The sequence below is a fragment of the Chitinophaga sp. 9-1-y genome, from assembly GCF_059511905.2.
In genome coordinates, this window is the sequence record NZ_CM197955.1 from 5,685,977 (window position 1) to 5,698,351 (window position 12,375).

Genomic DNA, 12,375 nt, shown 5'->3' on the forward strand with positions numbered 1-12,375 from the left:
ACTTATTTTTTAATGATAATAGGTGGCTGATCTTTTTTCAACAGGTAGACGGCTACAAATGTGGCGGGTTTATCTGTTTGTGCATTTTTGAAAAGGGCGATTTCCTTACCTGCCATTTCCCGGAAAGCATCACCAGTATGCAACGTTACAGCCGGCTCTCCTGCAGGCTGATAAATTACTTCCCCAGATACAATATATCCGTATACTTCTCCCGGATGATGATGCACCGGGGCACCTTCTCCGGGTCCGAGCGTAATTTCATCCATTCTTACCTGCTCAATTGTTGTTGCCGGCAAGGGTTGCTGCAATAATGTTTTACGTGCCAGCGGTATTTGTGCCTCAACGCTGCCCGCTAATACTACAGCGATGATAACCAGTAGTTTTTTCATTGGAAGAAGATTTCATCACAAACTTAGTATCTTTCCATACATTTATAATATTGAAACATTTAATGTAATACTTTAATAAAACTAAATTATGAATATGGATCTGCTGGAGCTTGACCTGCTACGAACATTTGTGCTGGCAGTAGACCTGGATAGCTTTGCCAGGGCGGCAGACCAGGTAGCCCGCTCCCAATCGGCGGTGAGCCTGCAAATGCAGCGGCTCGAAGAAATCACCGGGCAACAGCTGTTTCTGAAACAGGGTCGTGGCTGGCGCTTAACCGCCAGCGGAGAAATGTTGCTGGGTTATGCCCGGCAAATGCTGGACATTAACCAACAAGCCATCACCGCGCTCACGGCCACGCATATAGCAGGGAAAGTAAAACTGGGATTGCCGGCAGATTTTGCAGAAAGCGGTCTTCCTATAGCACTGGCCCGCTTTGCTGCCATTCATCCGCAAATGGAAATTGAAGTAACGCTCGACCGGCAGTTTATCCTTGCACAGCAACTGCAAAGCGGCAAACTTGATATTGTCCTGTCTTTCGGAGAAACCATCCCCAAACATGCCATCCCTATTGGAACGCTACCTATCCGTTGGATCGGCGGAAAAGATAATACGGCAGCCTTGCTGCACCCCCTTCCCCTGCTCCTGTTTGAAGCTCCCTGCCTGTTCCGCAGCAGCGGCCTGGCAGCACTGGAAAAAGTAAAGCGCAAATGGCGCCCCGCATTAACCAGTAGCAGCGTAGCTGGGATGTGGGCAGCCGCCCAGGCAGGACTCGGCATCACCATTCGCACAGAAATAGGTATGCCCGCTACCTGCCAGGCACTCCCCACCTCCAGCGGCCTTCCCCCTTTACCCGAAGTAGCCCTCTTTATGCTTACCCGTCAAAAAACGCCATCCCCGGCTATTCAGCGGCTGATCGACATCCTGCATGAAACCATTACCACCCAGCTGAATGACATCCGTAAAAAGTCTAAAAAGGGCGTTAAATGAAAAGCCCCCGCGTGATCGCAGGGGGCGTTGTCTTTATTCATCAACTCCTTACAAGGAAATTTCCTGTACCGGTGAGTAAATCATATCCTCGATGCCCGCCACTTTTAAACCCACCCGGGCAAAAACCGTTTTCTGCGCCGGTACCAATGCGGGTACATCTACCTGTAAACTAATAGCGGCAGGATCTGTAATATTGCCTCCACTCAGGTCTTTCGTAGCCACACTGTTACGACCATCTACAAACTGCGTTTTACACACATACAATGATACCCGTTCTATATCCCGTGCATTCACATCTTTGATAATTTTCTCTGCTGCGAACATGGCAGTTACCTTATTACCGGTAGCTACCAACTTCGGTGAGCGAATCATATAGTAGGGCAACACCTCAATATCCCGCGTGAGATTGCCTGAAATAGTCAACGGAATCGTATCTGAATTCGTGGTTTTATCCTTTAGCGAACGGAAAGGTCCCTGCGATGCAGGAATCACCAGCTTATACGCCGCATTAAACAAGAGGGCAGAAAATTTGCCATCCTGGCTGATGCTCACGTTAATGGGTATACTTTTTCCCCACCCCGGCTCCCACAATTCAAAATACACATCATTGTAACTAACATTTACAGGCTCGCCCTGGTATACCAACCGTCCACTGAACGTGCTGGAAGGCGCTTTATAATTATCTTTTTTACAGGAGGCAGCAAAAATACCTACCACCATGATGATCATATATTGCATCTTAGTTCTCATAATACATCGCTTTACTGGTTAGGATTTTTCACAATTTTTGGATTGTTATTCCTGATATCATCTCCAATAGATCCATAATAATTTCCCATCCGGAACAGGTGTGCGGAAGTAACCGCGCCCGGCAATACCTGCTTAAAGATGTACTTCCCGTTATTAGGGCTCCCCGGATCGTATACTTTATAAGGCCACAGCGCAAACACCCGGGTACTGGATTCATCGCTTTTTCCCGGCTGTGTGGTCAACGGCATTTTCACCCCATTCCATACTTTATGTGCCAAACGCCAGCGTTTCATATCCCAGAACTCGTGGCCTTCAAATGCCAGCTCTACTTTTCTTTCATGTACAATGCGGTCGAAAGTAATATCTGCGGCTGTTAACGGAATTTTGAAACCTGCTCTCTCACGCACCTGGTTCATATACCCTGCTGCCACATCCCGCTGCCCCAGTTCAAAGGCTGCTTCCGCCGCATTCAGCAGTACTTCCGCATAACGATACCGGATCCACCATACTTCGCTCTGCGTACCAATACGACCGGAGCCTACGGTGGGATCCATGTACTTCCGGATAATAAAACCAGACTGGGCACTGAATTCCAGGTTATTCACCGGTCCATCAAAACCCACTACCTGTACATCCGGACCATTGGGCTCCAGTTTCCCTTTGGCGCCGAAGTTGTCGCCCGTGATGATCCTGCCGTCTTTGAGCAGGTATCCTGCCCAGATGTCTACTTTCTTATCTTTAAACTCCGATCCGGGCAGTATCACAGTAGCGGCTAAACGTGGATCCCTGTTGGCGAACAAATCCTGCGGATCATTGTAGTATACGTATCCACCACCTGCCGCATTGATATTCAACGGTGCAAAAGTATTGTCCAGTAACTCAAACGACTGTACGAGATTTAAAGAGGGATTCAACCGCCCTCCCTGTTGTTCCTCTGCATTGGAACGAGGTTGGCTCCATAACGTCCAGGGCTGCACCCTTCCGCTTTGCAGCTTAAAGTCTTTGGCAAAAATAACTTCCGGGTTGGAGCCTTTATCGATAAACAGGCTGACGAAATTCTGCGTAAGGTTATCGCTGTTTTTCTTATACAACGCATAGTTTCCGCTATTGATCAACTCCTGTGCCGCCCGCAGCGCGGTGGTATAATAGGCATTGGCTTTGGTAACAGGAATACCCACTTCTTCACCTGGCAATGATACCTGTGGCGTAGTAGCACCATACCTGGCGATAGACCCGGCGTACAACGCTGCGCGCACTTTGGTAGCCAGTGCTAATCCCACGGTAGCGCGGGTTTTACTGACAGGACTAGTAGGCAGGTACTTTTTCACGGTGTCCATTTCACTAATGACGAAATCGTAAATCTCCGCTTCCTTCGCCCGCGGATGTTGCAAATAGGCAGGATCACCCTGGTAGTTATACTCCAGTGGCGTTAATATCAATGGCACTCCACCGACCCGCTTCACCTCTTCAAAATACACCACTGCTCTCAGGTACCGGGCTTCTGCAATAAACCGGTTTTTTACATCGGTTTTTAATTTGGTAGAAGTACCACATTTATTAATAAAAATATTCAGCTCCCTGATATAAGCATAATCCCAATAGGTTACTTCTCCTACATCCTTTACCATCATACCCGGAAAAACGTAAGGATATTCCGTAAAGCTATGCCGCCAGTACTGGCCATTTTCCGAAGCAAATGCTTCATCCAGGCGTGCAAATTCTCCCCAGTTATCAATTGTTTGCACTACCATAGAAGGAATATTGCTGTTATTCACATCTGTTTGACGATCCGGATAACGGTCGTATAAATCAGCCAGCACCGAGAGGATGAGCCCTTCATCATTCCAGAGTTGCTCGTCCTGCAACACATTGGAAGGGGCCACGTTGAGAAAATCTTTGTCGTTACACCCTGCACTCAGTGCGAGTATAGCCACGCATATATATAACAAACTTTTTTTCATAACGAATCTGTTTAGTACTTAGAAAGTAAGGTTCAACCCAATATTCACCAGTTTATTCTGCGGATATTGTAACCCGTTCTCATCTACAATTTCCGGCTCTATCCCCAGGCTTTTTACGTTATCCACTGAAAACAGGTTGTAGGTATTGATATAAACCCTGGCTTTCTTAAACCGAACCCTGTCCAGCAATTGCTGGGGAATGGAATAACCCAGTTCCATTGTTCTAAGGCGGATGTAATGCACATTATGCAACCAGAAAGTGGAGGGTTTGTTATAGTTGCTATGATCTCCTTTGTTGAATCGCAATGGCGGATTTTTTCCGGGGATCCATTTACTGTTTACATCGAAAGGATCTTCCCGGTGCCAGCGGTCATCGTAAAACTGTTTCAATAAGTTGCCGCCATTCTGAAATGGCCATCTCATTTCCCAGTTCTGGTTATAAGAATACATGGAGCCGCCGGAGAAGTCTGCCGCGAAATCAAATCCATTCCATCTTACCCCCAGGTTAAAACCAAAGTTTACGGTGGGGTTGCCGGAAGTCTGGTATCCAATAGGTCTTTCATCATTCCCATCTATCACATTATCGCCATTCAGGTCTTTATAGATGATATCGCCAGGCAACAGCGTTTTGTTACCTTTTCCATCTATGTTAACCGGGTATTTGTTAATTTCCTCCTGTGATTGAAATTGTCCGATGGCCTCATATCCCCAGTAAATACCATTCCACCTGTTTTCAATGGAGTTGCGGTAATGATCGAGTGAATTACCCCATACCGGCTTGTAAGATTGCAGGAACTTACTTCTTGAATAAGATACGTTACCCCCTACCACAATATTTACTTTACCTACATGCGTGGTATAAGCAGCGGAGAACTCGCCTCCTTTTTGCTGGTCGCTGTTCACGTTTTCATCAGGTAAACCATATCCAATTTCACTGGGCACCAATACATCGTATTTGCGGCCGCGCAGACCAGAACGCTTACGATTGAAGAAATCGAGTGCGCCATATACTTTACCATTCCACAGCTGGTAATCCACGCCTACGTCAGCGATTTTACTCACAAACCAGGAAAGGCGGTCATTTGGCACCCCTTTGTCGCGCGAGCCTTTGATCACCGTACCGTCCAGGATCACAGTGGAGGTAGCATAGGTATAGCCACGCATATAATCGTAAGCGCCGATGCCAATATCATCATCTCCCAATTCTCCGTAAGACCCACGGACCTTCAGTTCTGTAAGGATACTATTACTACCTAACCATTTTTTAAAAAAAGGTTCTTCTGTTAAGCGCCATCCGGCAGATACAGAAGGGAAAAAGCCCCATCTTTTATCCGGCGCAAATTTCCAGGAGCCATCGTAACGGCCGGCTACTTCCAGGAAGTATTTGTCGCCGAAGCTGTAGTTTAAACGGCCAATATAGCCTATCCTGGCTTCGGTCCAGTCGGCATCATTATAGGTATCCATATCGGAGAACTGGATCAGTGGTAACAGGTTGCTTTTAGGCACCGCATGTACCCATACATCCAGCTCACGACGTTTAATTCTTTCAGATACAAAAGTACCGCCAATGGTATGCCTGCCGAAGGTATTGTTATAGTTCACCTGCCCCTGCAACACATTTTCCAGTACTTTATGCGTACCGCGTTCCCGCCAGGGATTGGAGCTCCCGCCGGTACGTTCATACGTATCTGTTTCTGCGCGGTAGGTGTAGGTGTCGTACGTATATTCGTGACCGTTCATCAGCTTGTCGGCGTAGTAGTAAGAATACATGCCTTTCAGCGTGAGTCCCTTGATCGGCGTTTCGTAAGTACCGTTAAAGTTAGTTTGCAGTACCCGCCAGTCTTCTGTCCAGTATCCGGAGATGGCTTTGCTTTGTACCGCCCAGTTCTCGGTATTATGGCCAATATCATTTGGATATAACGGGTTATCGTTGGCGTAGGGTCTTTCGGTAGGGCGGTTACGGAACAGGGCAAAACGTGGCGCCCAGTAGTCGTCGCCTCCTGGCACACCCGGATTGTCTCTTTCTTCAATGCGGCCGTTGATTTGTACACCTACTTTCAGTCGTTTGGCAATTTTAGCATCTACGTTGCTCTGGATATTGGTGCGATTAAAATCAAACTCGCGGCCCAATACCGACTTCTGATCCAGCCGGGTTACGGATAAATAGTAATTGATATTTTCTGATCCCCCTGTAGCGTTTACATTGATGGAGTGTTGTGGTGCATTTTTCTTAATAATAAAATCGTACCAGTCGAAGCTCTGGTAGCCTTTTTCCGTACCGGCTTTCCATTTAGCCAGTTCTTCTTTGGTAATATCCGTTCTGGGATCTTCGGCATTCATTTCTGCATCTGCCTTGCCCAGCATCCATTCGTAGGCATTCACGGTTTTAGGGAACCGTGACCAGTTTTGCCACCCCGTATAGGCGTCTACGTTAATGGTATTACTGCCGGGCTTACCTCTTTTGGTTGTTACCACTACTACCCCATTGGCAGCCCTTACCCCATAAATCGCTGCAGAAGCGTCTTTCAGCACAGTGATGCTTTCAATATCGTTGGGAGAAATGTTATTAAACTGCACGGCATCTTTCTGGATACCATCAATCACGTACAGGGCGTTTCCGAAGTTGCGGATCTGTATATTGGCACCGGCGCCAGGGCGTCCATCGGGCATACGGAAAGACACGCCGGGTATTTTACCAGCCAGTGTAGCGCTGACAGTGGAAGCGTGTACCCGTTCCAGTTCTTTACTGGTAACGCCGGAAATAGCGCCTGTCACGGATTCCTTCTTTTGGGTTCCATATCCTACTACAATCACTTCACCGAGTCCTTTGCTGTCTGTTACCAATCGTATGTTAATCTCTTTTCTATCACCTACTGTTACTTCCTGCTTGATATAGCCTACAAAAGAAAATACCAGTACGGCATTTTTATCTGGTACAGAAAAACTGTAGGTGCCATTAGCGTTGGTAGAAGTCCCTTTGGCTGTACCTTTCAGGCTAATGGTGACACCGGGCAATGCCGCGCCCTGTTCGTCAGTCACTTTACCGGTGATGTTAATATCTGTGGGAGCTGCGTGTGCGGTAAGCACAGCGAAGAGTAGTAATACTGTTAAGTACAGGCATGGGCCGGCCAGTATTACTTTCCGGATTTGATCCCGGATAGGTAATCGTTTTTTCATAACTATGTTTTGTGTGGTCTTATAAATGATCAGTCTTCCATACTGTCCCGGGTTAATGATGCTATTGGTTTATTTTACTACGGGGAATGCTACTATTCTCACTTTGGTGCAGCCATAAGGCACCAGGTTAATCACTTCTTCTTTATCGTTTACTTTGCCTTTATAAGCACCATTTCTATCGGTGACGGGTTGCGGCGCCACATCATCTACCAGCTTCCATTCAGGAATCTTTTTCCCGGTAGTGGTGAGGGTAACCGGCGCATGTGCCAGGTTCCAGACAAAGTCGGCGCCAGCCGGTTGCACGGCACTTACTTTCAGGTATTGGTCCGGCGACTGAATCACTTTTTCCGGTAAGCCATAGTTCCAGTCGTTGGTGGGATATACGCTGAAATAATCGCCTTCGGCTTCGTCATGTCCTTTCTCCCACTGCTCATTTAACTTTAACGCATACACGATGGGGCCACGTTCCACCGCCCTTGAATTACGACCCCAATTAGAGGTACGTACCTGCATAGGGAGTTGTAACGTGAGCTGGTCGTTGTTATTCCAGGTACGTTGTATGGTAATGATCTGGCCTCCTTTTTCGGAACGGAGTGGCTGACCATTCAACAATACTACCGCTTCCACGCACCAGGCCGGAATACGCAGTTGCAGGGGAAACGCCACCGGCTGCGGCATGGTGAGGTTAAACTGTACCTGTTCTTCAAAAGGATAACTGGTTACTTCTTTGATGGTTACGGTGGTATTGGTTTTCCCCAATTTTGTGGTCACCTCATTGGGGCTATAGGTTAGGGCTGCCAATCCTTTGCCGGCGGTACTATACCAGAGATGGGTGGCGAATTTGGTCCAGCCCTGGTGCATATTAGCCAGGCAACAGGTGTAACCACTGCGCATGCCCAATACATTATTCATTTCCCGGTCGAAGGGCAATGAGAAGTTAAACACACCTCTTTTAATATTTACCTGGTTAGCCACCTGGAAATATTGTTTGGCGTTATAATCGTCTGTTGTTTGAGTGGGCAGGGCGTTAAATGTCATGCGTTCCAGTGCTTCCGCATAAGCAGGATCACCGGAGATGCCGATAATTTCTTCCAGTGAAAACATTGCTTCCACTACGGCGCATAACTCCGTTCCCTGTGTAGGGGCGTTGCCGTGCAGGTCTTCATCTGCCGAGAAGATGCCCATTGGCAACCCATGCAGGTTCATCAGGTCTGTGAAACCGGTATGCAGGTATTGCAGGTATTGCTTATTGCCGGTACGCTGATAGTTCAGGGCAGGGGCTTTGAGCCCCATACCTACGTTCACGCCATGACGCCGCATCCAGTGCTGATCATTTTGCTGTGCAGCCGCATCCATCACCCAGCTACGATTACCCAGCCAGGTGGTCCAGGCAAACGACTGGGACTCCAGCAACGCCGCCAGTTCCAGCAGCTTCTTATCTTTTGTAATGCCATACAGCCACTGGGCAATCATGATATTCTCTGAGCCCCTGGAAGTAGCCCACGCTGTCCATTTTCCCAGCGGACAGGTTTTCAACGCCTGCAATTGGTAGTTAAAGTAGCGCGTCATAAAAGATAAAACGCGGGCATCATTTGAGGCCGTATAATATTGTTGTAGTACTTTCAACATAACCATCTTAGGCCACCAGTCTTCCCCTTCAGCAGCATTACTAACGCCAATGGCTGTATTATTTTTTTGCTCGGTGGCAGTCAATGGACCAAAGTATCCGGAAGGGCGTTGCTGCTGCAAAGTCCAGTTGATATAGCGCAATACTTTTTCCTGCAATACTTTGTCATCCAGCAGGTAAGCCAATGGCACGGCACCATCCAACCAATAGGGTGTTTCCTCCCAGCCATCGCCTTTTCCACCGAGCCAGCCATTGTCGTTTTTCACTTTATTATATACTTCATCCAGGTGCCCGGTAGTGCCATCGCGCATGATTTGCAACTGATGCCGTAACCAGCCCTGTGGCCTGATAGCGCCCAACGGCAATGGCTCGTATATTGGTTTTACATACGCATATGCATTCGTATCAGCCCTGGTACCCGGCGGATGCGATGCATCCGCCGGAATAACACCTACCAAAAAAGCAGAAAGCATAAATAAGCCAAACGTCTTTCGCTTTCTCATTGTTATGGTTTTATAGTTACCAAAGCCGGGTTATATAACTTCTGATGAATGGCCTTCAATTTCTCCAGTGGCATCTTTTGTACTTTGCGATCATAGGTCATTAATCCATTAATTTCTACTTCCACGTCGGTGGTTTGTGTATATACAGCAGCCGATAATCCTTGTTTGATCAATATTTCCAGCCTGTCGGTAAAACCACTGTAGCGTTTAAACAGGTCATCAGCATTTTTGAAGCTCTGGTAGCCCCAGTTGTCTTTTTGCTGCCATACGTGATCATTTACCGGCAGACCAAGGCCTCCGAATTCACCCAGCACAATAGCGCGTTTATCGCCATATACGGCCGGATCCGGCATGGCTGGTTCCGGATAGTTATGTAAGTCAATGATATGCCCTATTGGATAGAAGTTACCACCACTGGCAGTATTCACCAGGCGGGAAGGATCTTTCTGCATGGTCCATTGCGCAATGTCCATGGTTTTAAATTGTCCCCATGCTTCATTGAATGGCGTCCACACTACAATGGAAGGATAGTTGTACAGATGATCGATAATGGCATTCCATTCTTTCCGGTAGTATCCTTCTGATTCAGCGGAGCGTTGCTGATCGGTAGCGCGGTCAATTACACCAGGGCGGGGTTCCCAGCCGTTGCCCAGGTCGCCACTCGGCATATCCTGCCATACCATGATGCCCAGCTGATCACAGTAGTAGTACCAGCGGGCAGGTTCTACTTTGATATGTTTGCGAATCATATTAAAGCCCATGGCTTTGGTTTGCGCGATATCAAACTTCAGCGCTTCATCGGTAGGAGCAGTGTACAAACCGTCAGGCCACCAACCCTGATCCAGTGGACCAAATTGAAATACAAAGCGGTTATTCAGCAGCATACGTTCTGTGCCATTGGCATCTTTTCCAATAGAAGATTTGCGCATGGCAAAATAACTTTTCACTTCATCGATCACTTTTCCTTTACGTGTAACCGTTAACTTTAGGTCATACAGGAAAGGGGATTCAGGCGACCATAATTTCGGAGAGGCTATTTTCAGTACGGTGCTTTCTCCGTTCAAGGTGCTTTCTGCTACTTTGTTGCCGCCGTCAAAGGCCGTTACGGTAACCACATCTCCGTCCTTTGCATTTTGCACATTGGCAGATATGGTCAAACTTTGGTTATCAATATCTGGTGTTTGTTTGGTGCCTGCAATGTAAGTATCCGCTACAGCCTCCACCCATACGGTTTGCCAGATACCGGTTACCGGTGTGTACCAGATGCCTTCCGGTCTTTTTACCTGCTTGCCTCTTGGTTGTACGCCTTCATCGGTAGGGTCCCATACTTTTACCACGATATCCTGTTTACCTTTCTTCACAAGCGCCGTAATATCGAGCGTAAAGGGATCAAAGCCACCTTCATGACTGCCTGCTTCCTGTCCATTTACGTATACGGTAGTACGCCAGTCAACCGCGCCAAAATGCAACAGTATTTTTTTTCCTTGCATAGCAGCAGGCAAGGTTAACGAAGTATTATACCAGAGTTCATTGTCTTTCCCCACATTTTTTCCTACACCGGAAAGCGCAGACTCTACGGCAAATGGTACCAGGATTTGTCCGTCCCAGCTGCTGGGCTTATTGTCATTTTTTGGTTTGATGGCATAGTTCCACAGTCCATTCAGATTTTTCCAGTTGCCGCGAACCAATTGTGGGCGTGGATATTCAGGCAAAACAGCGGTAGGTGTTACCTGTTCACTCCAGGTGGTAGCAATTTTCCCTGTTACCATTTTCCACTGCTGCTGAGCTTCTACGGTGTTCCATCCTAGTCCGAGTGCCAATGCAATAATTAAGTGCGTCTTTTTCATATGTCTGCTTAAAATGATTTTATTCTCCGGAAGGTTTTTTAATCGGGGCATTTATTTTTACCGGCTCGCCAAAGTCCGGGCTGCCATCGGCTTTCCAGTTGATTTTTTGAATACGCGGATTCCTGCGCTGTCCGCAACCTTCTCCGGCTTTGGAGTTGGCGTGATAAATGATCCAGTCTTCCCGGCCATCGGGCGATTTAAAGAAGCCATTGTGGCCAGGTGCATATGCACCATTCTCTGGCTTACTTTGTAGCACCGGCTCCGGTAACTTGGTCCAGCTTTGTGGTTGCAATGGATCCGCTCCGTGTTTAAGCCGCATCATACCCAAAGCATAGTTTTCTGTCCAACAGCCGCTGGCGGAAAAAACCAGGAACACATCGTTCCTGGCGTTCTTCAGTATTTCCGGTCCTTCATTGACGCCATTCTGCTCCCATTTATACTGCGGTGCGGCTATTTCTACCCTGGGAGATAGCAGTGTCCAGGGATTGGCCATGCGGGCAATGTAGAGTCGCTGTATCGCATCCTTTCCATTATGGCCACTCCAGATAAAATAGGAGCGGCCTTTATAAGTAAAAATAGTCCCATCGATGGCAAAATAATTGGCAGCGGTATCTTTTATTTGCCCTTTATCTGTCCAGGTGCCGGTAGTTGGATCCTTTGCAGTATTCTCCAGTACAAAAGTGTGTTGCGGGTGTATACTGTCTGATGAGCCTGCGGTGTAATACAGGTACCATTTATTATCCAGGCGATGTAGTTCCGGCGCCCATATATCCCTGGCATTAGGTCCTTTGGCAGGCGGCGTCCATATTACTACTTCTTTTGTTTGCCCCAGTGCCGACATGGCCGCAGTTTTACGCATCACCAGGTTATGGCCGGTGGTGTTTAAATAGTAATACATGCCGTTTTCCCGGATCACCCAGGGATCGGGACCACTACCCAATAATGGGTTGGTGAACACACCTGCTGTATCCGGTGCGGAGGCCCGACAAATAACGTTTATCAGTAGCAGGCATAGCAAGGAAAGTAGTGGACTACTTTTCATAACATGGATTTAGCTTTTGGTCCGATTTAAGCGTAAAAATCACGCTTAAAATACTTCTTCAAAGAAAAGAATTCCTTTGCTTCCCTGTGTA

General features: G+C 47.5%; 8 protein-coding genes. 1 reads left to right on the forward strand and 7 read right to left on the reverse strand.

The genetic code is table 11. The features are described 5' to 3' along the window. Window positions 1-2: 2 nt before the first annotated feature. Window positions 3-389 carry a cupin domain-containing protein gene (locus AC5ZC7_RS22325; protein WP_496158828.1) on the reverse strand — a complete coding sequence of 129 codons (387 nt, stop codon included), beginning with the start codon at window positions 387-389 and terminating at the stop codon, window positions 3-5. A gap of 88 nt (window positions 390-477) precedes the next feature. Between AC5ZC7_RS22325 and AC5ZC7_RS22330 the strand changes: the two genes are divergently transcribed. Continuing rightward, complete coding sequence (locus AC5ZC7_RS22330; RefSeq protein WP_496158827.1) at window positions 478-1,377, forward strand: LysR substrate-binding domain-containing protein; 900 nt, start codon at window positions 478-480, stop codon at window positions 1,375-1,377. Between the two features lie 48 nt (window positions 1,378-1,425). Here the strand turns inward: AC5ZC7_RS22330 and AC5ZC7_RS22335 are convergent, their stop codons facing one another. From AC5ZC7_RS22335 to AC5ZC7_RS22360, 6 genes are all read right to left on the reverse strand, one after another. After that, window positions 1,426-2,127 carry a DUF3823 domain-containing protein gene (locus AC5ZC7_RS22335; RefSeq protein ID WP_496158826.1) on the reverse strand — a complete coding sequence of 234 codons (702 nt, stop codon included), beginning with the start codon at window positions 2,125-2,127 and terminating at the stop codon, window positions 1,426-1,428. Between the two features lie 11 nt (window positions 2,128-2,138). Then, entirely contained in the window at window positions 2,139-4,088 is a 1,950-nt protein-coding gene (locus tag AC5ZC7_RS22340; RefSeq protein ID WP_496158825.1) for a RagB/SusD family nutrient uptake outer membrane protein, read from the reverse strand. Window positions 4,089-4,106: 18 nt separating this feature from the next. Next, window positions 4,107-7,265, reverse strand: a complete 3,159-nt coding sequence (locus AC5ZC7_RS22345; protein WP_496158824.1) for a SusC/RagA family TonB-linked outer membrane protein — start codon at window positions 7,263-7,265, stop codon at window positions 4,107-4,109. Window positions 7,266-7,334: 69 nt separating this feature from the next. Continuing rightward, window positions 7,335-9,395: a beta-L-arabinofuranosidase domain-containing protein gene (locus tag AC5ZC7_RS22350; protein ID WP_496158823.1), complete on the reverse strand. Its 2,061-nt coding sequence runs from the start codon at window positions 9,393-9,395 to the stop codon at window positions 7,335-7,337. 2 nt (window positions 9,396-9,397) lie between these two features. Beyond that, complete coding sequence (locus AC5ZC7_RS22355) at window positions 9,398-11,242, reverse strand: sugar-binding domain-containing protein (protein ID WP_496158822.1); 1,845 nt, start codon at window positions 11,240-11,242, stop codon at window positions 9,398-9,400. Window positions 11,243-11,261: 19 nt separating this feature from the next. Continuing rightward, on the reverse strand, window positions 11,262-12,284 hold the full coding sequence (locus AC5ZC7_RS22360; RefSeq protein ID WP_496158821.1) for a family 43 glycosylhydrolase: 1,023 nt from the start codon (window positions 12,282-12,284) through the stop codon (window positions 11,262-11,264). Between the last annotated feature and the right edge of the window lie 91 nt (window positions 12,285-12,375).

Excerpts from the sequence above, each read along its gene's own strand:
- AC5ZC7_RS22355 (WP_496158822.1), bottom strand. The coding sequence starts at position 11,242 with ATGAAAAAGACGCACTTAATTATTGCATTGGCACTCGGACTAGGATGG.
- AC5ZC7_RS22330 (WP_496158827.1), top strand. The coding sequence starts at position 478 with ATGAATATGGATCTGCTGGAGCTTGACCTGCTACGAACATTTGTGCTG.
- AC5ZC7_RS22335 (WP_496158826.1), bottom strand. The coding sequence starts at position 2,127 with ATGAGAACTAAGATGCAATATATGATCATCATGGTGGTAGGTATTTTT.
- AC5ZC7_RS22345 (WP_496158824.1), bottom strand. The coding sequence starts at position 7,265 with ATGAAAAAACGATTACCTATCCGGGATCAAATCCGGAAAGTAATACTG.
- AC5ZC7_RS22325 (WP_496158828.1), bottom strand. The coding sequence starts at position 389 with ATGAAAAAACTACTGGTTATCATCGCTGTAGTATTAGCGGGCAGCGTT.
- AC5ZC7_RS22340 (WP_496158825.1), bottom strand. The coding sequence starts at position 4,088 with ATGAAAAAAAGTTTGTTATATATATGCGTGGCTATACTCGCACTGAGT.
- AC5ZC7_RS22360 (WP_496158821.1), bottom strand. The coding sequence starts at position 12,284 with ATGAAAAGTAGTCCACTACTTTCCTTGCTATGCCTGCTACTGATAAAC.
- AC5ZC7_RS22350 (WP_496158823.1), bottom strand. The coding sequence starts at position 9,395 with ATGAGAAAGCGAAAGACGTTTGGCTTATTTATGCTTTCTGCTTTTTTG.